20 protein-coding genes are annotated in these 19,447 nt (G+C 35.9%); 13 read left to right on the top strand and 7 right to left on the bottom strand.

The window, feature by feature from the left end:
* Positions 1 to 138 precede the first annotated feature (138 nt).
* The 3 genes from ACQ5J2_RS15430 to ACQ5J2_RS15420 are packed head-to-tail and all read right to left on the bottom strand — an operon-like array spanning position 139 to position 1,061.
* Complete coding sequence (locus tag ACQ5J2_RS15430) at positions 139 to 510, bottom strand: VOC family protein (RefSeq protein WP_432671355.1); 372 nt, start codon at positions 508 to 510, stop codon at positions 139 to 141.
* Between the two features lie 51 nt (positions 511 to 561).
* A complete protein-coding gene (locus ACQ5J2_RS15425) occupies positions 562 to 933 on the bottom strand; it encodes a GNAT family N-acetyltransferase (protein ID WP_432671354.1) in 372 nt (123 codons plus the stop codon).
* Positions 930 to 1,061, bottom strand: a complete 132-nt coding sequence (locus ACQ5J2_RS15420) for a hypothetical protein (protein WP_432671353.1) — start codon at positions 1,059 to 1,061, stop codon at positions 930 to 932. Before ACQ5J2_RS15420 ends, ACQ5J2_RS15425 begins: the two co-directional genes overlap by 4 nt.
* Positions 1,062 to 1,678: 617 nt before the next feature.
* Between ACQ5J2_RS15420 and rocD the strand changes: the two genes are divergently transcribed.
* A complete protein-coding gene (rocD, locus tag ACQ5J2_RS15415) occupies positions 1,679 to 2,923 on the top strand; it encodes an ornithine--oxo-acid transaminase (RefSeq protein ID WP_432671352.1) in 1,245 nt (414 codons plus the stop codon).
* A 110-nt stretch (positions 2,924 to 3,033) separates the two neighbouring features.
* Here rocD and ACQ5J2_RS15410 read toward each other — a convergent pair whose 3' ends face one another.
* Both ACQ5J2_RS15410 and ACQ5J2_RS15405 read right to left on the bottom strand, forming a co-directional pair.
* On the bottom strand, positions 3,034 to 3,363 hold the full coding sequence (locus tag ACQ5J2_RS15410) for a CCC motif membrane protein (protein ID WP_432671351.1): 330 nt from the start codon (positions 3,361 to 3,363) through the stop codon (positions 3,034 to 3,036).
* A 17-nt stretch (positions 3,364 to 3,380) separates the two neighbouring features.
* A complete protein-coding gene (locus ACQ5J2_RS15405; RefSeq protein WP_432671350.1) occupies positions 3,381 to 3,665 on the bottom strand; it encodes a DUF2752 domain-containing protein in 285 nt (94 codons plus the stop codon).
* A gap of 129 nt (positions 3,666 to 3,794) precedes the next feature.
* On the opposite strand from ACQ5J2_RS15405, the gene ACQ5J2_RS15400 reads away from it, so the two are divergent.
* Entirely contained in the window at positions 3,795 to 3,980 is a 186-nt protein-coding gene (locus ACQ5J2_RS15400) for a hypothetical protein (protein ID WP_432671349.1), read from the top strand.
* Positions 3,973 to 4,518: a Smr/MutS family protein gene (locus ACQ5J2_RS15395; protein WP_432673322.1), complete on the top strand. Its 546-nt coding sequence runs from the start codon at positions 3,973 to 3,975 to the stop codon at positions 4,516 to 4,518. The genes ACQ5J2_RS15400 and ACQ5J2_RS15395 overlap by 8 nt, the downstream gene beginning before the upstream one ends.
* A 90-nt stretch (positions 4,519 to 4,608) precedes the next feature.
* Here ACQ5J2_RS15395 and ACQ5J2_RS15390 read toward each other — a convergent pair whose 3' ends face one another.
* Positions 4,609 to 5,598, bottom strand: a complete 990-nt coding sequence (locus ACQ5J2_RS15390; protein ID WP_432671348.1) for a hypothetical protein — start codon at positions 5,596 to 5,598, stop codon at positions 4,609 to 4,611.
* Between the two features lie 101 nt (positions 5,599 to 5,699).
* Between ACQ5J2_RS15390 and ACQ5J2_RS15385 the strand changes: the two genes are divergently transcribed.
* Both ACQ5J2_RS15385 and ruvX read left to right on the top strand, forming a co-directional pair.
* Positions 5,700 to 6,827 carry a cysteine desulfurase family protein gene (locus tag ACQ5J2_RS15385; protein WP_432671347.1) on the top strand — a complete coding sequence of 376 codons (1,128 nt, stop codon included), beginning with the start codon at positions 5,700 to 5,702 and terminating at the stop codon, positions 6,825 to 6,827.
* A gap of 20 nt (positions 6,828 to 6,847) precedes the next feature.
* Positions 6,848 to 7,261, top strand: coding sequence for a Holliday junction resolvase RuvX (gene ruvX, locus ACQ5J2_RS15380; protein WP_432671346.1), 414 nt, complete (start codon positions 6,848 to 6,850; stop codon positions 7,259 to 7,261).
* On the opposite strand, the gene ACQ5J2_RS15375 is transcribed toward ruvX, so the two are convergent.
* Positions 7,258 to 9,471 carry an FUSC family membrane protein gene (locus ACQ5J2_RS15375; protein WP_432671345.1) on the bottom strand — a complete coding sequence of 738 codons (2,214 nt, stop codon included), beginning with the start codon at positions 9,469 to 9,471 and terminating at the stop codon, positions 7,258 to 7,260. The genes ruvX and ACQ5J2_RS15375 overlap by 4 nt on opposite strands.
* A gap of 175 nt (positions 9,472 to 9,646) precedes the next feature.
* Between ACQ5J2_RS15375 and def the strand changes: the two genes are divergently transcribed.
* The 8 genes from def to ACQ5J2_RS15335 all read left to right on the top strand — a co-directional run bounded on the left by def (position 9,647) and on the right by ACQ5J2_RS15335 (position 19,398).
* Positions 9,647 to 10,237 carry a peptide deformylase gene (gene def / locus ACQ5J2_RS15370; protein ID WP_432671344.1) on the top strand — a complete coding sequence of 197 codons (591 nt, stop codon included), beginning with the start codon at positions 9,647 to 9,649 and terminating at the stop codon, positions 10,235 to 10,237.
* 48 nt (positions 10,238 to 10,285) lie between these two features.
* Entirely contained in the window at positions 10,286 to 10,786 is a 501-nt protein-coding gene (locus ACQ5J2_RS15365; RefSeq protein WP_432671343.1) for a DUF5606 family protein, read from the top strand.
* A gap of 78 nt (positions 10,787 to 10,864) precedes the next feature.
* Entirely contained in the window at positions 10,865 to 11,638 is a 774-nt protein-coding gene (mazG, locus tag ACQ5J2_RS15360; protein ID WP_432671342.1) for a nucleoside triphosphate pyrophosphohydrolase, read from the top strand.
* A gap of 213 nt (positions 11,639 to 11,851) precedes the next feature.
* Entirely contained in the window at positions 11,852 to 12,133 is a 282-nt protein-coding gene (locus tag ACQ5J2_RS15355) for a hypothetical protein (RefSeq protein ID WP_432671341.1), read from the top strand.
* Between the two features lie 142 nt (positions 12,134 to 12,275).
* The gene (locus ACQ5J2_RS15350) at positions 12,276 to 12,578 is read left to right on the top strand and encodes a hypothetical protein (protein WP_432671340.1); all 303 of its coding nucleotides are present in this window, start codon (positions 12,276 to 12,278) and stop codon (positions 12,576 to 12,578) included.
* 46 nt (positions 12,579 to 12,624) lie between these two features.
* Positions 12,625 to 12,924, top strand: coding sequence for a transposase (locus ACQ5J2_RS15345; protein WP_432670545.1), 300 nt, complete (start codon positions 12,625 to 12,627; stop codon positions 12,922 to 12,924).
* A complete protein-coding gene (locus ACQ5J2_RS15340; protein ID WP_432670543.1) occupies positions 12,921 to 13,799 on the top strand; it encodes an IS3 family transposase in 879 nt (292 codons plus the stop codon). The genes ACQ5J2_RS15345 and ACQ5J2_RS15340 overlap by 4 nt, the downstream gene beginning before the upstream one ends.
* 238 nt (positions 13,800 to 14,037) lie before the next feature.
* The gene (locus ACQ5J2_RS15335; RefSeq protein ID WP_432671339.1) at positions 14,038 to 19,398 is read left to right on the top strand and encodes a hypothetical protein; all 5,361 of its coding nucleotides are present in this window, start codon (positions 14,038 to 14,040) and stop codon (positions 19,396 to 19,398) included.
* Positions 19,399 to 19,447 lie beyond the last annotated feature (49 nt).

The raw sequence follows: 19,447 nt of genomic DNA, 5'->3' as shown, positions 1-19,447 counted from the left end.
AAAAATACTATTGTTCTATAAATAAATCAAAAACCTATCATCGACACTTTCGAATTTCAAGACCTCCTTTTGAAGTCGAAAACATTTTTACACTTCTGCTTTATCTGCTATATGTTGAAAAGGAAGGACTATAATTATTTACCTATGTTGATCGATTAAAATAGAATTTCCGTCCGGATCAGTCATCGTTATATGAGCGGGTCCACTTGTATTTTGATCCGCTTCATGAGTCAACGCTATACCGGATTTCTTTAAATGCGCTTGAATTTCGCGAACGTCATCAAAATCAGTAATGTTTTGTGCATTGGTGTCCCAACCTGGATTAAAAGTAATAATGTTATCTTCAAACATGCCTTGAAAAAGACCAATTACAGCAGTATCATTTTTAAGAACAACCCAATTTTGTTCAATGTTTCCTCCTTTGTGGGTAAATCCTAATTTTTCATAGAAAGCTACTGATTTATGAATGTCTTTAACGGCAAGACTAATTGAAAAGGCTCCTAGTTTCATATGTATTTATTTATAAGTTATTTTTAGTAAATTGAGTGAAATCCCTACTTTTTATAGTTCAAGTTTATAAAGCCAGTACTTTTTTCCAAACTTGGACTCAATTTGTTTTATTTGAACAAAACCAGCACGTTCATAAATAGCTCTAGCGGTATCCATAAATTCAGAAGTATGCAAGGCTATGGTCTTTTCACTGCTTTCTTTAGCAAATGCAATACACAGTTGTGTGAGTTTTTTTCCAAGTCCATTTCCTCCATATTCAGGTACAACGCCAACCATCCTAATATAACTCCATTCGGACTCAAAGATAGTTGTTGGGTTTCCTTTTGCTACAAGAAATGCCATTCCTACTAGTTCACCGTTTAACTCGCAAACAAAACACCTAGATTTTGAAAGTAAGTCGATGTATGAGTTTTCTGCTGTCAAAAAGGAGCATAATCTTCAGCATTATACCTTGATTGAAAATCAGTAATTAAAACAGTATAAGCTTCGGTTTGCCCAAATAAGAAAGGGGCCGTAAAAAGAAAAAGCAGCAGCAGAAAAAGTCTATTCATTATTTATAGTGTTTAATATGGTTCCCACAACAACTTATCAGTTACAAAACAATTGATTTATTGAGAAACACGGATGCTACCAAGATAATTATTTAATACGTCAGTCCATCAAAAAACTCCGCCGTATTAAACAAATATAAAAAAAAACAATTCGCATTAAAACAGCACATCAATAGTTAAACACCGACCACGAAGGAAAAATCACATTAGTTGCCCTAAAAAGTATTTCCACAACCATCATCACACAAATTTATTACTTCGCAGAAGTCTTTATCACAGAAGTCTTTCAATCTTCCAATCCATCTAACACTCAATCATTTCAAAAGAAGTCTTAAAACTTGAATATAAAAGACATCTCTAACGAAAAGTTTCAAGAACTCGTTTCAAAAGCAGAAAAAACCTGCCCAATCTCTCGATTATTACATACCAAAATAACATCAGAGGCAATACTGACCCCTAAATACCCAATCCCATGGAACACTATTAAGTACAAGGGGGTTTTATCTTTACAGAATCCGCATTAGTTCATGAAATAATCACTAAATTTGGCACATATAAGGATGATTTCTCTCCCAAAAGTAGGAATAAATACCTATTAATAAAAAAAGCAGCATCTTATGGAAGTATTACAAAATACCACTTCACAGGACATCATTAATTTAGAAAACAAGTACGGAGCACACAATTACCACCCTCTACCTGTAGTTCTAAGCAAAGGAAAAGGAGTATACGTTTGGGACGTAGAAGGAAAGAAATACTACGATTTTCTATCAGCTTATTCAGCAGTAAATCAAGGACATTGCCACCCAAAGATTGTGGGAGCCATGACCAAACAAGCTGAAACACTTACACTTACTTCCCGTGCTTTCTTTAACGACCAACTAGGTCCTTACGAAGAATACCTTACCAAGTACTTCGGTTTTGATAAAGTGTTACCAATGAACACTGGTGCCGAAGCAGTTGAGACAGCGCTTAAAATCACACGTAAATGGGCTTATGAAATAAAAGGTATCCCAGAAAACCAAGCAGAAATAATAGTTTGCGACGGTAACTTCCACGGACGTACTACTACAATCATTTCCTTCTCAAATGACGAAAACGCACGTAAAAACTTTGGTCCTTACACAGATGGTTTCATATCCATACCTTACGACAACATAGACGCGTTAGAAAACGTATTGCAAAACAACCGCAACATAGCTGGTTTCCTAGTAGAACCGATTCAAGGTGAAGCAGGAGTATTCGTTCCAGCAGAAGGATATTTAGCTAAAGCTAAAGCACTATGCGAGAAATACAATGTATTATTCATCGCAGATGAGGTACAAACAGGTATCGCAAGAACCGGACAATTACTAGCAGTAAACCACGAAAACGTGCAACCAGATGTACTAGTACTAGGAAAAGCTATCTCTGGAGGAGTATATCCTGTCTCAGCGGTACTCGCCAATAATGCAATTATGAATGTAATCAAACCAGGTCAGCACGGTTCTACATTCGGAGGAAATCCAGTTGCAGCAGCAGTTGCAATGGCCGCTCTTGAAGTAGTAAAGGACGAGAAACTAGCTGAAAATGCAGAACGTCTAGGTATCATCTTCCGCGAAAAAATGCAAGAATACATCAATACCTCAAATATAGCAACCCTAGTTCGTGGTAAAGGACTTTTAAATGCAGTAGTTATCAACGACACCGAAGACAGTGATACGGCTTGGAACATCTGTATGCGTTTACGTGACAACGGTTTGTTAGCCAAACCAACTCACGGAAACATCATCCGTTTTGCTCCACCTTTAGTAATGACGGAGGAAGAGTTACTGGATTGTACCAAAATTATTATCAATACGTTGAAGGAATTTGAGAAATAGAGCTGAGGTCTGTATATTGTAAAAAAGTATATTGTATACCGAAACACATAAAAAAAATCCGCTTTACAATTCGTAAAGCGGATTTTTTGTATTCATTAAAAAGTGAATTATTAAGCACCTTGAAGTTCTCTCATTTTTTCTTGCATTAAAACAGGGTCCTGTAAAACTGCCCAGCCGAAGAAAGCGATAAAAGCAATAACTGTAATTATAGAAATAATATTTAATACCAATCCAATAATTGCTAATAAGCGACCGGTTTTCAAATTTCCGTAATTGTCGTACGCTTCCGGATTGAGTGCATATAAAGCCATGTCTTTTTTAGACATTACTAATGCGATGATACTAAAAACAATTCCGACGGCATAAAAGCAACATCCTAAAATCGATAAAATTCCGAGTACAAGTACTGCGGTTGCATTGGGTAATTTTTGTTTTTCCATAAGTAATAAAGGTTGGGTTAATAATGGGTTAATTTGTAAAAGTAGGCAATAATCATTATAGCGGCATTAACAATAGCAAACGGAATAATCAGCTTTGTATAATTGCGACTTTTATCAACAAAGTGCAATCCAATAAAAATAAACAGTGGAATTGTTGTGAAAATAGCGGGAAACATGTGAAAAGCATCGCTAAAGTCGCCATTTATAAGCATTGCCAAAGACCGTTGCATGCCGCAACCGGGACAATCTATGCCAAATAGCTTTTTGCTCAAGCAAGGAATCATAAATTCTTCTAGTTTCACTATAGGTTGTTTTACTGCAATTTTACAAAATATTTGGAAACTTTTGTTTTTTTAGAGGTTATTATTTTTTAGTTAATTACTTTTGGAACTTAAATTAGCTATTAATTCGATTATAAGGAACTAATTTCCATGAAAAAATTACTAATACCAGCTGTAATTATTGCTGCAGTTTTTTTGCTGTACGAACAAAGTAAAGCAACGCCAAATATATACTTGAGCGTTGGCTCTATAGCAGTTTTTATGTTTTTGTTATACAAACTAAACGCTCGAATTCCACATAAAAAGGACAACACTAAAGAAACGGATGATGTTTAATACAGGAGATAAAGTTACCGTACTTGATGACGCTATGGATGGAATTGTTACTGCTGTAAATGGTGACCAAATTACAGTATTGACAACCGATGGATTTGAATTAAAATTCAACAGCAAGGAATTACTCAAAATTAGTGGCGACGAACTTAAAATGGGACTATCGGGTCAAAATGTATCGCAGATTCTGAAGGAGAAAGAAATTCCTAAAGCCCGTTCTTTTGTCAAAGAGAAAAAGTCTAAAAAAGAAGTGCCGGTTCCTGAATTTGATTTGCACATTGAGAAATTGGTCAAAAACTTTAGAGGGATGAGTAACTACGACATTCTAACTTTACAAACTGAAACCGCACAACGACATATTGAATTTGCCATCAGAAATCGTATTCCTAAAATCGTGTTTATTCACGGAGTAGGTGAGGGAATTCTGAAATCAGAATTAGATTTTTTACTTGGTCGTTATGATTCAATTTCATTTAAAGACGGGAATTACCAAAAATATGGTTCGGGTGCGACTGAAGTTTATTTTAAGCAAAACGCTTAACGAACGACCATACTTTAAAAGACAAAACCATTAAGAAATTGAATTCCTTAATGGTTTTTTTATGTTAAAATACTTTATTTTAAATTGAAATTAATTCGTAGTTTCAAATTCTCCGAAGATATATTCGGTACCCATTTGCACTTTTAAAGTTCCTTTGACCATACGAACATTTTTCAACACAATCGTATGTTTAAAACCGTTGTCAGAAGCTAAGGAAGTAACTTCAATAATACCACTTACATTTTCAACACCATCTTCTGCTTTGAAAGCATCTGTAATTGGTGGTGTTGCTGGAGTTAGATTTGCACAAAAATAATCGTTATTTAAAGTTGTAATGTCTGTATTGAAAAAGAAACGCGTCAACTTGCTTTCTGCTGAAATAAGTCGGGTTTTAGGACCGGCTTCACCAGAGAATAAAAAGGCAGCATCATCATTATTTAAATCTAACACTAAGGCTTGGTTTCCAGTGTATTTGAACAAGAAGGTGTCGTCGTTTTCACAAGAAAACAAACCGGTCAATCCTGCAAAAGGAGTGAAAGGAGTAGCTGTAGTTTTATATGTAACTTGTGTGAAAGCTTCGTTTATTTGTTTATTTCCATCATCTAAATCAAATACTAAGTCTTTAAAAACTAAAGTATGCAAATAATATGTTATCGCAGTAGTGCCATTTGCATCAGGCTCCGTTTTGATTGCCGTTGTTGTAATGGTAATGGTTCCTTCAGTCGCCTCACGTTCCTGCACAACATAAGGATTTGCAGCTGGAACAGTAGAACAAATCGTACTTTGAGAAACGTCACCAGAATATTCTCTGTAAATCAATCTGACCGTTGAGCCATTAATTATTAAAGGAGCGGGTTGCGTAGATAAATCAGCGGAAATACGGTTTGGAAAATTAATTTCCGGCAACTGAATAATTAAAGCGCGTCGGTCTTGTGTTTTATAAATAAAAAAGTCATCGGTTTCCGTTCCGCATTGTACAGCAAGAGAATCATCAAATTCAAAAGAAACTTGGGACAAATCGCCATCATCACAACTCGAAAACACAACTGCTAAAAGTAAAAAAGCTAAAAATCGTTTCATCCGTATCTATATATTTCTAGCAAAAATAAACAAAATATCGGCAATTAAGAATAGGAGAAGTCTAAACCCTTGTTAAAGCTAAAATTTAATAACTTTGCAGCATGGAAAAAATATATTTGGACAATGCCGCAACAACTGCTTTACGTCCGGAAGTTGCGACAGAAATGATGGGGATTTTACAAAATGAGTACGGCAATCCATCGTCTTCTCATAGTTTTGGGCGAACTGCAAAAAGTAAACTGGAACTAGCTCGAAAAACCATTGCACAACTTTTAAACGTGGCTGCTCAAGAAATTATTTTTACATCAGGTGCTACCGAAGCAAACAATTGGGTTTTGCAAAATGCCGTCACAACCCTGCAAGTAAAACGAATTATTACTACAAGAGTCGAGCATCATGCGGTTTTGCATGCTGTTGAGTTCATGCAAAAGAACCAGGAAATTCAAGTTGATTTTGTAAAAATAAAAACAGACGGGAGTATTGACATCAATCATTTGATGGAATTGTTAAGCGAAGAAATTCCGACTTTAGTTTCCTTAATGCATGTAAATAATGAAACGGGAACCATTTTAGATTTGGAAGAAATAGCTACGATTTGCAAACAACATGCTGTTTATTTTCATTCGGATACGGTTCAATCCGTTGGGAAAATGGAATTGGATTTACAGAAAATCCCTGTCGATTTTATGGTGGCAAGTGCTCATAAATTTCACGGACCAAAAGGTGTTGGCTTTGCATTTATCCGAAAAGGACTTTCGTTGAAACCTATTTTCCATGGTGGGGAACAAGAAAAAGGCATTCGTCCGGGAACTGAGTCGTTGCATAACATTGTAGGAATGGCAAAAGCATTGCAAATTTCCTATCAAAATTTAGAGGCAGAAAGAAACTATATTCAAGAATTAAAGGATTACACCATTACTCAATTGCAAAATAAGTTTCCAGATGTGGCTTTTAATGGTTCTGTAAATAAAGCTTTATACACGATTTTAAATGTAAGATTGCCTTTGGATGCATCCAAAAGTAGTATGTTATTATTTAATTTAGATATGAAAGGTATTGCAGTTTCCCGTGGAAGTGCTTGTCAGTCAGGAAGTGCCCGACCTTCGCATGTTTTGGCAGCTTTTCTAACCCAAGAGGAAGTACTAAAACCATCGGTTCGCGTTTCGTTCAGTCATTTTAATACCAAAAAAGAAATTGATATATTAATTGAAGCTTTATTGGCTTTGTAATTTTAAATAAAAACAAGAAAATGCCAAGAATAGTAGCCATAGATTACGGACTCAAGCGTACTGGAATTGCAGCAACAGACGAAATGCAAATGATTGCTTCTGGACTTACAACAGTGGAATCTTCAACGTTACTAACGTTTTTGAAAACTTATTTTTCAAAAGAGAAAGTAGAAAAAGTCCTCATTGGCGAACCCAAACAAATGAACGGTTTACCTTCAGAAAGTGCTCCAATTATTGAGAAATTTGTAATCGAATTTACCAAGACATTTCCTGACATGGAATTGGTTCGTGTTGATGAACGCTTTACTTCAAAAATGGCTTTTCAGACCATGATTGACAGTGGTCTTAAGAAGAAGCAACGTCAAAACAAAGCTTTAATAGATGAAATTGCTGCAACAATTATGTTGCAAGATTATTTGAGCAGGAAGTTTTAAGCCTCATACACCAATTTTCTCGAAGCTTTCAAAATGCTTTCAGACAGATTACTCAACCAAATTAGCTGTTCGATAACCAATTGGGCTTCTTGCATTTTCTGTTGAAACTCTTCTTCAGTAGCACTGTTGGCCCTGATTTCTTTTGAACGAATGTTTTTCAGCTCCATAAAACGCACTTCCAAATCAATTTTGGTATAGGGTTTCACTGGTTTTTTTGCGGAAGCGTTTAAAGTCTCCATGGCAACATTCAAATTTTTTAAAGCAGCATCTACCACCACATTAAAAGCTTCGGAAGCTTTAGTGGTTTTATGTGTTTGAATGTAAGTACCTAAAGAAGCTGACGACGAAACTAAAGAATAATTCAACTCCACTAACTTGTACAATTGAGGCAGTTGTTTCTGTTTGGATTTGGGTTCTTGGGTCATGCGTTGAAAAGAATTCATCAAGTTACCAATTTCAATGAATGCAAATTTCCTTGCAATTTTGTAGGAAGTAGTTACTTCTCCTTTTTCATTATAAAAAGTAGAAATTTCTTTCAGATAATGATAATTGGCTTTAATTGATTTCTTTAAAAACACCCGAACATTCAGAAACTCCCATGAAGGCCATAATAGATAGTTGGCCGAAAAAGCCAATGCGGCTCCAACCAAAGTATCCATTACTCTAAATTGAACCACATCGCGAACATTCGGTGTTAACATTGCATAAATAAACACTACGTAAATAGTGACAAATGTAGCCCCTACTTTATAATTGGTTTGTGTAAAGGTAAAGCCCAATAACATCGAAATAACTGCAAAAGTACTTATGGCATAAGGATTTTGTACCACCGAAATAATCCCAAAAGCAATTAATCCTCCCAAAACGGTTCCGAAAATACGTTGATAGGAACGTTGTTTGGTTAGTCCATAACCAGGTCGCATAATCACCACAATGGTCAGTAAAATCCAATATACTTTTTCGACAGAGATTAAATTTCCAATGACAATTCCTGCTAAAATAGTCAAAGTCAATCGCAGTGAATGCCTGAAAATAGTAGAGGAGAAGCTCAAGTTGTTTTGAAATGTACTCCATGGATAATAAAGTGGCGTTAGAAATTTTTCTAAATCTTTCTCGATGGGTTTGGTATCTTGTTTGTCAACTTTTAAGGTAAATGCACGTTCTAAAACTTTTATTTTCTCAATTTGCCGTTCTACATAATCCCTCATGTTGGACAACATCAGGACGTTTTCTTGTACATCTTTGCCTTCAACGTTTGTTTGGTATTCTACAATTGCATTTTCTAAAATTTCTAAATCATTGAAGAGTTGGTGCGTAGAAACGTACTTTTTATTGTCTTCGATGGAAACTGAAATACTTTTTAAAGTTCGGGCTAGGTTATATGCAAGATTCTGGTAGTTTTTAAGAATTTGAGGATAGGCAACGAATTTTTCGTTGAACTTTTGATGGTTGAAAGAAGTAGACAATGCCAACTCTAAAATTTCTACAAGGGAAGTAAATACAATCAGTAGCTTCCGGTTTTGATTGGAACTTCCAGAGGTAGAACGATTCCTGATTAAGATTTCGCGTATGTTTTCATGAGTGGTATTCAATTCCACTTGCAACAATAACTTTTCTTTGATAATAGATTCGCGAGAAGCTTCGGTGTCCCATAAATCACCTCTTAGTTTTAAATATTTAGAAGTTAATTTCAAGCATTCAGACACTTGTAATTCCACGTAACGATAAGGTCTTATTTTATAAAATATAAGTGAAACCAGTAAATAAAACAAACCTCCACCTAAAATATAACCTCCGTTAATCAAGATAGAAATTCCTTGCTGAATGTGTCCGAAAGCCAAAGCAATTGACAATAATCCCGAAAAAGAAACCATCGTAGCCCTTTGACCATAAACCGATATCATTGATAAAAAGAACAGCGCTAGCGCTAAAAAAGGATAAAAAATATAGGGATACGGATATAAAACGCTTACCAAAACTGCCGAAACCACAATGATTAAAATGGCAACTAATATTCCGTTTATTTTATGTTTTAAATTACTAGGGATATCGCTTGGATAGGTTAAAATAGCACCTAAAGCAAAGGAAAAACCGATTAGAAACAAATCCATATAGGCAAAAAAGATAACGGGAATTACGGCTGCAACTGTAATTTTGAGTGCGTTGGTAAAATTAGTTTGCGCGGTAAATTTCTGGACTGATTTAAACATAGGTTGCAAAGATACTATCGTAGGCTGTTAAAGTTTTATAAAATTAGGGAATTAAAAGAGTTCTATATTACAAAAATGCTGTTATCTATTATCTTTTTTCACTATTTTTGCCGTCCAATATTTATGGCCAGTCACATTGTGCAAAGCTATACTAGTATAAATTAATACGTTAAAAATGATTTTACCAATAATAGGATATGGCGATCCGGTGTTACGAAAAGTGGGAATAGACATTGATGCTAATGATCCTACCATTAAGGAAACCATTGCAAATATGTATGACACCATGTACAATGCACATGGAGTAGGACTTGCCGCACCTCAAATAGGATTACCCATTCGCCTTTTTATAATTGACACTTCTCCATTTAGTGATGATGAAGATTTGGAAGAGGCCGAACAAGTACAATTGGCCGCTTTTAAACAAACATTCATCAACGCCAAAATTCTTAAAGAAGAAGGCGAGGAGTGGGGTTTTAACGAAGGTTGCTTGAGTATTCCTGAAGTTCGCGAAGATGTTTACCGTCATGATACAATCACCATCGAATTTCTAGACGAGAATTTTGTCAAAACAACAAAAGTGTATGATGGTTTGATTGCTCGAGTAATCCAGCACGAATACGACCACATTGAAGGAATTTTGTTTACCGATTTAATTTCTTCTTTGAAAAAACAAATTATTAAAAAGAAGCTCGCAAATATCATGGATGGGAAAACGCGTCCAGACTATAAAATGAAATTTGCATCAGCAAAAAAGGGAAGATAAAACCGTTCTCTTAAAATTAGAAAGTTTATAACCACATATATTTAAAAAATGAAGTTAGATAAAATATTAGCAATCTCCGGAAAACCAGGATTATATTTGTTACAAGTTCAAACACGTTCAGGATTTGTTGCAGAATCATTGGTAGATGGAAAGAAAATCACTGTTGGATTAAAAAGTAATGTAAGTTTACTATCTGAAATTTCAATGTACACCAATACTGAAGAGAAACCTTTAGTAGAAGTAATGCGAAACATTGCCATCAAAGAAAATGAAGGACCATCTATTTCGCATAAAGAAGACAATGCAACTTTATTAGCTTACTTTGAAGAAATTTTACCCGAATACGACAGAGATAGAGTATATCCGTCCGATGTAAAAAAGGTAATCAACTGGTACAATATTTTGCAAGCCAAAGGAATGGTAAGTAAGGAAGTTCCTGTAAAAGAGGAAGAAGTTGCCAAAGAAGAATTGACTGAAGAAATTCCTATAGAAGAAAAACCGGTAAAAGAAAAAGCACCTGCAAAAGAAAAGAAAGCAACTAAAAAGTAATTGCTGAATTATTATATTTTTAATCCTGTTGGGAATTTTTCCTGACAGGATTTCTTATTTTTACAAAAAACCATTTTTATGAACACAAGAGACACGCAACTGCAATCCTTTGGACGATTATTAGATATTATGGATGATTTGCGTGCCAAATGCCCTTGGGACATGAAGCAAACCATGCAATCTTTGCGTCATTTAACCATTGAAGAAACCTACGAATTAGGCGACGCTATTTTGGACAATGATTTGCAAGATGTAAAGAAAGAGCTGGGCGACGTCTTGCTTCATATTGTTTTTTATTCAAAAATAGGAAGTGAAACTAAAACTTTTGACATTGCTGATGTTTGCAATGAAATTTGCGAAAAACTCATTCACCGTCATCCGCATATCTATGGTGATGTTGTCGTGGAAGATGAAGAAGAGGTAAAAAGAAACTGGGAAAAACTTAAACTCAAAGAAGGCAAAAAATCAGTTTTAGAAGGCGTTCCTAAAAGTTTACCGGCATTGGTCAAAGCGTCTCGCATTCAAGATAAAGTAAAAGGTGTTGGTTTTGATTGGGAAGAACCTGAACAAGTTTGGGAAAAAGTGCAAGAAGAACTTCAAGAATTTCGCGACGAAATTGAAGCGGGCGACCAAGAAAAGATGGAAGCAGAGTTTGGAGATGTACTTTTCTCTATGATAAATTATGCTCGTTTCCTTAAAATAAATCCCGAAGATGCTTTAGAGCGAACTAATAAAAAATTCATCAAGCGCTTTCAATATTTAGAAAGTAAGGCCGAGGAATTAGGCAAATCCCTTTCGGATATGTCGCTGGCTGAAATGGATGTTTTTTGGAATGAGGCGAAGAGGATGTAGTTTATAAATTGGATTTAGAATTGAAAGATAAATGTATTGAACGTTGTTAGCTTTCTTTTATTTTGAAAAAAATCACGCTAACGAATTCGCACGACAGCGGTGAAGAGGAGGTAGATTTTTTTTTGTTTTTAGGTTTAGAAATGAATTTGGAGTTTTCGAACTATCAAAATGTTATTAATTTTTATCTATGTTTATAATTAAAACTGTCTTAATATGTCAATATTTTTAATCATTCTTTTTTTACTTATTGTCGTTCTCTTAATTAAAAATATAAGATTTAGAAGTTTTTACCTAGTCCTTTTTTTACCAACTCTATTTTGGGTAGTTGGAAGTGGAACATACAGTGGAGAGAAATCAACAATGAATATTAGCATTTTTTTCGTTACCATATTTGGTGTCATATCTGATGTTGTAAATTTTAGAATTTATAACATTGATTTTCTTGTTGAATTTTATAGTCTTTTGTTTGCTGTTTTTGATGATGATTACAATTAATGGTAATGCAACGAAAAACATCAAAAAAAAGTTGTCAAGGTATTTTTATAATTTTTACAAATGCAATACTTGTATTTTATTTACATTTTTTGTTTTTGCATTTAGTATTTATAAATGTCTAGTAAGCACAAGACAGGACATTATGATTAATTCACGTTATTTTCTTGTAGATGGTATTTACAGAAAAAATGATTGGAATTTTTTCGACTCACTTCCAAGATTATTTACAGAAGACGCCTATCGAGAAGATATAATTTTTTACAGCTTTTTGTATATCATCTTCTTTTATGCTCTTGCATTTATCTTTTTTAAAGATAAAAATAGAATGAAATCCAATTTGATTGGAGTTGCATTTGTTCTTTTTTTTCCAATTATCAGTATTGGCAACAATTTATATAATTATAAGGATGAAAGTGCAAAGGAGTCAAGAGCTTGGATGTACTAATTTAGCTGGGAGTTTAAGTTAAGAGAAAAAACCTTAATTTTAACTTATGACAAAAGAGAGAAAAATTTATGACGCAGCGTTTAAAATAAAAGCTGTAGAACTAAGCAATGAACGTTCCAACATAACTGAATTAGCCAGAGAATTAGGTATTCGTGTTAGTATGCTTTATAAGTGGCGTAAGGATTACGATAAGTTTGGTGCTGGTAGCTTTCCTGGTAATGGAATTTTAAAACAAACATCAGAACAAAAACTAATTAGCGAATTAGAGGCAAAGTTGAAAGAAGCTGAATTAGAACGAGATATATTAAAAAAAGCAGTGGGCATTTTTTCCAAGAGCGGTCGATGATATTTGATTTTATTAAAAATCATGCAAAAATATTTCCGATTGAAAAAATGTGTAAAGTTTTAAAAGTCAGCCAAAGTGGCTATTACCGGTGGAAAATCGCTGCCATTTCTAAGCGACTTCAGAAAATGAATGTTTTAAAAGAAAAAATTACATCCCTTTATTTTGAATCCAAACAGCGCTATGGTAGTCCACGAATAACAATGGAATTAAATATTTTAGGGTTTCAGATTTCAAGAATTACAGTTGCAAAATATATGAGAGAACTTGGTTTGAAAAGTAAGTTGAGTAAAAAATTTAAGATTACCACTGATTCTAAACATAATTATTTACTTGTTGAGAATGTGTTAAACAGACAATTTTTGGTTTCTCAGCCATCAAAAGCATGGGTTTCAGACATTACATATATTCACACTAAAGAAGGATTTTTGTATTTAACAACGGTAATGGATTTGTATGACAGAAAAATTATCGGCTGGAGCTTAAGTGATGGAATGAGTACAAATGAAACAACTCTAGCATCATGGAAAATGGCAATTAGAAACAGAAATGTGCAAAATGGATTAATTTTTCATTCTGATCGAGGTGTCCAATATGCTAACAACAAATTTGCAAATGTTTTAGACTCATATAAAGTAACTCGAAGCATGAGTAGAACAGGAAATTGTTGGGATAATGCAGTGGCAGAGAGCTTTTTTAAATCTTTAAAAACGGAATTAATCTACGGCAATAAGCTCATTTCAAAAGAACAAATGAAACTTCAAGTTTTTGAATACATTGAACTCTGGTACAATCAAAAAAGAAGACATTCAGCTTTGAAATACATGACAATAAAGGAATTTAACAATCAATCAAATAATTATAAAAATGTCGCTTAACTTAAACTCCATCTTTTATTTGCATATCCAGCCCTAACATTTTATAAAGTTGGGGCTTTCTTCGTTAGTGCTCCTTTTTGTTTTATAGACAATTAATTTGTAAAAATAGAACTAAAAAACTTTTCTTATCAGCTTAATCTTGCGATTCACATACAAAGTTCTGCATTTCACACCATTTTTTTGTGGTTCGCAGCCTTATCCTATACCTTTGGTGGATATGAACCCTAAATTTTTATTTATGAAAAAACAAATTACTTATTGGGTGTTGCTTTTAGTAGCAGTATTCTTACAGTTTAATGTTCAGGCACAGGCAGGAGCCCCTTCGATTGTAGCTGGTGACATTGCTTTTATTGGTTATAACACAGACAGTCCTGACGGATTTGCGTTCATAGTCCTTAATGATTTGCCGGCGGGCCAAACCCTTTACTTTACAGATGAAGGATGGACGGGTTCAGCTTGGGGAAATCAATCTGAAGTCCATCTTTCGTGGGTGATTCCCTCTGGTGCTACAAGAGGAACCATTGTGTCAGTGGTAGAAACATCTCCAGATACGTTTACAGTTACAGGTGCTTCTAATGGGGTAACTTTAGTAAGTGGATCATCTTTTAGTTTATCAGCAGGAGATCAAATAATGGCCTACCAAAGTGCTTGGGGAGTGCGGCCTTCAGCTCCTACTTTTATTGCTGCAATACATGGCGATTATAGTGATTTTAATTATAATTCAACGACCCATTGGAATACTTATATGACTGTTGGAATTAGTGCTGAAAGTGTACTTCCAACAGGTTTGACAAATGGTGTAAATTGTATAGCAATAAATCCAGCCCCTGGGCCAGAATATGATAATGCTAAATATACAGGAACACTTACAGGGACGGTTAGTGCTATTAGAGCATTGATTAATAACCCTGCTAACTGGAGTCTTTCTTCTTTGAATAATTTTAGTATAGTGACTTCGGATTTTTCAACAGCTAATATAAGTTGTCCTGTAGCTGTTTCTCCAGCAGTTATTACAAATGTGAAATGTAATGGAGCTGCAACAGGAGCTATCACAGTAATGGGTACAGGTAGTAACCTTACCTATGAATGGACACCAAGTAACATAACAGGTAACGGCACAAATGTGGTAACGGGGCTAGTAGCCGGGGTTTACAAGTGCACGGTATCCAATGATTGTGGGAGTGCTTCTCTTGATATTATAATTACAGAACCTTCTGCTTTAAGCGCGGGTATTTCAGCTACTTCTGCAAGTTGCAATGGTTCAAGTGACGGGATGGCTTCGGTAAGTGTTTCAGGAGGTACTACACCTTATACGTATTTATGGTCAAATAATGCAACTACTGCTTCTGTATACGGACTGGGTGGAATCAATTATTCGGTTCTTATCACCGATGGTAAGGGCTGTACCCTAACTAAAAATATAAATGTTGGCCAGCCTGCGAATGCTGTGTCAGGTACTATAACGGTTGTTCAAGCGCTTACATCTGCTTCGTCACAGGACGGGTGGCTTGCTGCAAGTGGGTCAGGAGGTACGCCAGGATATACGTATGAATGGAGTAATTTTGCTACTACGGCTCAAATTACAGGTATAGGTTCAGGTACTTACGGTTGTACGATTACAGATGTCAATGGCTGTTCGAAGTATACGGAATATACCTTGTCTTACAATGCACCCGCTCCCGTAGCTTATGCGGTTACAGGTGGAGGAACAACATGTGCTGGAGGAACTGGGGCTACTATTGGGTTAGCTAACAGTCAAGAAGGCGTAACGTATCAAGTGCAATTGGCATCTACTAATGTAGGTGATGCAGTTGCAGGAACAGGAGAAGCGCTTTCGTTGGGTAATTTTGTTACAGCAGGAACGTATACGGTAGTGGCTAAAAATACTGTTGGAACATTGACTACTGCAATGACGGGTAGTGCGAGTGTAAGTACACCTAGTTATATCGTTTTGGTTGAAGAACCAGCGACTGCTTGTGCAGGTACATCAGTTGCTATAACTGGTACGACAGGAAGTCTTTCTAATTTTACAGGTGCATTTGCTCCTGAAAATTGGACCACAACAAATACGGATACAAATGGAAATGTAAATACGGCTAATGCACCAGCGTCTATTATTATTACAAGTGGAAATAATGGTAGTAGTTTTCCTGGCACTACCGATTATAGTATTGTTGTACCTGCGAGTGGTACTTTGAGTTTTAATTGGAACTATACTACTAATGATGGTCCAGAGTGGGATTATCCTCAGATAGTTTATAATAGTGTTATATCGTATTTTACAGATTTTAATGAAAGTGGAGCAGATACTCAATCGGGATTTGAAACTATAGAAGTAGTGGCGGGAGAAACTTTTGTATTAAGAATGTATACGCAAGATAATTCAGGCCCCTCTGGAATCGTTACTATTTCTAATTTCAGTGTTGTATCATCTGCTACAGGAACACCAAGCTATGCATGGACGGCCTCAAATGGAGGTGTGCTTACCGGAGCTACTGATGGACTTACGGCAACTGCTACTACAGCAGGAACCTATACTTTAACAGCTACTGTAGATGGATGTACCTTTTCTGATGATGTAGTAGTTCCTTATTTTGATGCAATTGAAGCTTCAGCAATAGTTACTAATATTTCTTGCAACGGTGCATCTGATGGATTCATTAATCTTACTCCATCAGGAGGCACAGCGGATTATACCTTTGACTGGGGTGGAGACATTACAACGGAAGACCGTATTGGACTTTCAGCTGGTAATTATTCAGTTACTATTACCGATGCCAATGGATGTACGGCTTCGCAAAGTTTTACAATTACAGAGCCAACAATCCTTGTTGCTTCAGGTGTTATAGATGCTGAAATGTCTTCTTATATTTCAAATGATGCGGCTGTAACTGCAAATGCATCTGGAGGTACCGCACCTTATACTTATTTATGGAGCAATGAGGCAACAACTGCCTCAATATCAGGTTTAAATGCAGATACGTACATTTGTATTATTACCGATGCTAATGGTTGTACTGCTTCTGTAGAACTAGATATAGTGTATGTTCCAACAACTCCGTTACTATTTTCAGTTGTAGGAGGTGGACCAGTATGTGCAGGTTCAAGCGTTTCTATAGGTTTGTCTTATAGCCAAACGAATGTTTCGTATCAATTAAAACGAGGATCTACCGCTGTAGGTGATGCCGTAATAGGTATCGGTTCGGCTTTTACATTTGGTAACTTTACAGAAACAGGTATTTATACTGTAGTTGGTACACGTACAGATAATCAAAATAGTGCAACAATGTCGGGAAGTGCGAATATAACTGACGCCGCTTACGTAATGGTTATTGCAGAACCTGAGGTTACTTGTATGAGTACTTCAGTTACTTTAAATGCAAGTACTGGTAGTATTGAAGACTTTACAGGTGTGTTTGGACCAGAACATTGGACTTTAACCAATGATAATGCTAACGGATATTTCGATACGGATGGTTTACCAGATTATCTCGTTATTATGGGTGGAGATGGCACTAGTCCTATTGGAGAAGGAAATACAGACTATTCTACTACGGTACCTGTTTCAGGAATCTTGACCTTTCATTGGAACTATTTCAGTGAGGATAATGCCGCTAATGACCTTCCGCAAATTGTTTACAATGGTGTAGCCAGTACTTTGAATGGTTATAATACGAATTTTGCTACTCAGCAAAGCGGAACAGTAACGATGCATGTAGAGGAAGGTGCTACGCTAGCACTACGAATGCACAAAACAGCTAATGGTTCAGGAGCTGCAGGAATGGCTATTTCTAATTGGAAAGTAGCGTCGTCTCTTATAGGAACGCCTACTTTGTCATGGACTGCCTCAAATGGTGGTGTAATTGAGGGAACGACATCAGGACTTGAAATAGAAGCGGCTTCATCAGGAACCTATACTTTGACGGCTACCTTAGGCAATTGTTCTTTTTCAGAAAGTGTAACAGTTGATTTAAATAATCCAACCTTGATTACTACAATTTGGAACGGAACAGCATGGAGTAACGAAGAACCACATATCGGTGTTAAAGCGATTATCGATGGTGATTTAATAGTTAACGAAGCTTTAGAAGCTTGCGAATTAGTTATTACTGAAAATGGAAGTTTGACTGTGCAGTCTGGCGCTTATACAGGTGTGATTGGAAAAGTTACCAATAATGCTGCAGCACTTAACTTTGTTGTAGAAAACAACGGTGTACTTGTTCAGTTAAAAGAAGTACAGAACGAAGGACCCGTTACCGTGAATGTAAATTCATTTCCGTTGTACCGACAAGATTACACGCTTTGGTCCTCTCCTGTAATGGAACAAAACCTAAGAAGCTTCTCACCACAGACCTTATTTAATAGATTTTCTTCTTACAACCCAAGTTTAGGAACAGTAGGAGAATATGTCCAAGAAATTTTTACAACACAAGATGTAGTAACTAAAGAATTTGCAGCAGCCAATGGATATCTAATTCGTATGCCAAACAACTGGGCAGAATATGTAGATGCAGCAACTCCTGGAGTTTCTTATGGTGGCGTATTTAAAGGTGTACCTCAAAATGGAACGATTTCCTTACCCTTATCTACGACGAATAGTGGAATGAACTTAACAGGAAATCCGTATCCATCGCCTATTATAATCTCAGCATTCTTTGGTAGTAACCCGAACATCGAGCAAACCATTTATTATTGGAGAAAGAGAAATGGAGCGGCAGGAACAGGTTATGCAACCTATAACAATATGGGATTTGTAACGTTGCAACCGGGGCTTTCAGCTATTGAAACCGCTATTGAATCAGCACCTGCTATCAATCCAGGACAAGGATTCTTTGTAAAGAGCTTGGGAGCTACCCAGTTGACTTTTACCAATGAGATGCGTTACTTTCAAAGCAATGGGGTGTTCTTAAGACAAGAAACACCAGAATTGCACCGTTTTAAGTTGAACTTGTCTAACGCTACAGCCGTAGTGGGGCAGACTTTAATTGGCTATACCGCTGCAGCAACTGCAGGAGTAGACAACGGATTTGATAGTAGTTATTTTAACGATAGCAGCACAGCGCTAACATCGCTTATCAACGGTAGTGAATACATTATCCAAGGTCTAGGCTTGCCTTTTGACGTTACAAGTAGTGTTGCTTTAGGTTTCAAAACCGAAACCGCAGGTGCATTTAGCATTTCATTAGGTGCTTTTGATGGCTTCTTTGCTGAAGGTCAAAACATTTATCTGAAAGATAATGTTACTGGACTTGTTCATAACGTGAAAGAATCGGCTTATAGCTTTACAGCAAACGAAGGAATCGCTAATGACCGTTTTGAAGTGGTGTACCAAAATTCAACGCTTGGTACAAACAATCCAGATTTAGACATCAACAAAGTAATGGTGTATAAAGAAGGACAAGACATCGTTATCAACGCGATGACTATGGAGATGCAGAAAGTGGAACTATACGACATCCGCGGAAGCTTGATTCAAGTTTTGGATAATGTAAAGGCAACTACGGCTACATTTAGTAAGTTAAATATTGCCAATCAAGTGGTATTGGTAAAAATCACATCGGTTGATAATAAAGTAACCACTAAGAAGATTGTATTTTAAAGAAGAGTTTTTATATTAGTTAGTTTTTTTGCAGAGCAAAGCCCCAACT

Origin of the sequence: Flavobacterium sp. SM2513, from assembly GCF_050908145.1 — a bacterium.
Taxonomy (GTDB): Bacteria; Bacteroidota; Bacteroidia; order Flavobacteriales; family Flavobacteriaceae; genus Flavobacterium.
The sequence above is the reverse complement of the archived record's forward strand: the minus strand, read 5'-3'. Positions and strand labels throughout refer to the sequence as shown.

What these genes read in the sequence shown, in the direction of transcription:
- ACQ5J2_RS15355 (WP_432671341.1), top strand. Translation starts at nt 11,852, where the DNA reads ATGTCAATATTTTTAATCATTCTTTTTTTACTTATTGTCGTTCTCTTA.
- ACQ5J2_RS15390 (WP_432671348.1), bottom strand. Translation starts at nt 5,598, where the DNA reads ATGAAACGATTTTTAGCTTTTTTACTTTTAGCAGTTGTGTTTTCGAGT.
- ACQ5J2_RS15335 (WP_432671339.1), top strand. Translation starts at nt 14,038, where the DNA reads ATGAAAAAACAAATTACTTATTGGGTGTTGCTTTTAGTAGCAGTATTC.
- ACQ5J2_RS15430 (WP_432671355.1), bottom strand. Translation starts at nt 510, where the DNA reads ATGAAACTAGGAGCCTTTTCAATTAGTCTTGCCGTTAAAGACATTCAT.
- ACQ5J2_RS15350 (WP_432671340.1), top strand. Translation starts at nt 12,276, where the DNA reads ATGATTAATTCACGTTATTTTCTTGTAGATGGTATTTACAGAAAAAAT.
- ruvX (WP_432671346.1), top strand. Translation starts at nt 6,848, where the DNA reads ATGCCAAGAATAGTAGCCATAGATTACGGACTCAAGCGTACTGGAATT.
- ACQ5J2_RS15395 (WP_432673322.1), top strand. Translation starts at nt 3,973, where the DNA reads ATGTTTAATACAGGAGATAAAGTTACCGTACTTGATGACGCTATGGAT.
- ACQ5J2_RS15345 (WP_432670545.1), top strand. Translation starts at nt 12,625, where the DNA reads ATGACAAAAGAGAGAAAAATTTATGACGCAGCGTTTAAAATAAAAGCT.
- ACQ5J2_RS15410 (WP_432671351.1), bottom strand. Translation starts at nt 3,363, where the DNA reads ATGGAAAAACAAAAATTACCCAATGCAACCGCAGTACTTGTACTCGGA.
- ACQ5J2_RS15385 (WP_432671347.1), top strand. Translation starts at nt 5,700, where the DNA reads ATGGAAAAAATATATTTGGACAATGCCGCAACAACTGCTTTACGTCCG.
- ACQ5J2_RS15365 (WP_432671343.1), top strand. Translation starts at nt 10,286, where the DNA reads ATGAAGTTAGATAAAATATTAGCAATCTCCGGAAAACCAGGATTATAT.
- ACQ5J2_RS15340 (WP_432670543.1), top strand. Translation starts at nt 12,921, where the DNA reads ATGATATTTGATTTTATTAAAAATCATGCAAAAATATTTCCGATTGAA.
- def (WP_432671344.1), top strand. Translation starts at nt 9,647, where the DNA reads ATGATTTTACCAATAATAGGATATGGCGATCCGGTGTTACGAAAAGTG.
- mazG (WP_432671342.1), top strand. Translation starts at nt 10,865, where the DNA reads ATGAACACAAGAGACACGCAACTGCAATCCTTTGGACGATTATTAGAT.
- ACQ5J2_RS15375 (WP_432671345.1), bottom strand. Translation starts at nt 9,471, where the DNA reads ATGTTTAAATCAGTCCAGAAATTTACCGCGCAAACTAATTTTACCAAC.
- ACQ5J2_RS15420 (WP_432671353.1), bottom strand. Translation starts at nt 1,061, where the DNA reads ATGAATAGACTTTTTCTGCTGCTGCTTTTTCTTTTTACGGCCCCTTTC.
- ACQ5J2_RS15400 (WP_432671349.1), top strand. Translation starts at nt 3,795, where the DNA reads ATGAAAAAATTACTAATACCAGCTGTAATTATTGCTGCAGTTTTTTTG.
- rocD (WP_432671352.1), top strand. Translation starts at nt 1,679, where the DNA reads ATGGAAGTATTACAAAATACCACTTCACAGGACATCATTAATTTAGAA.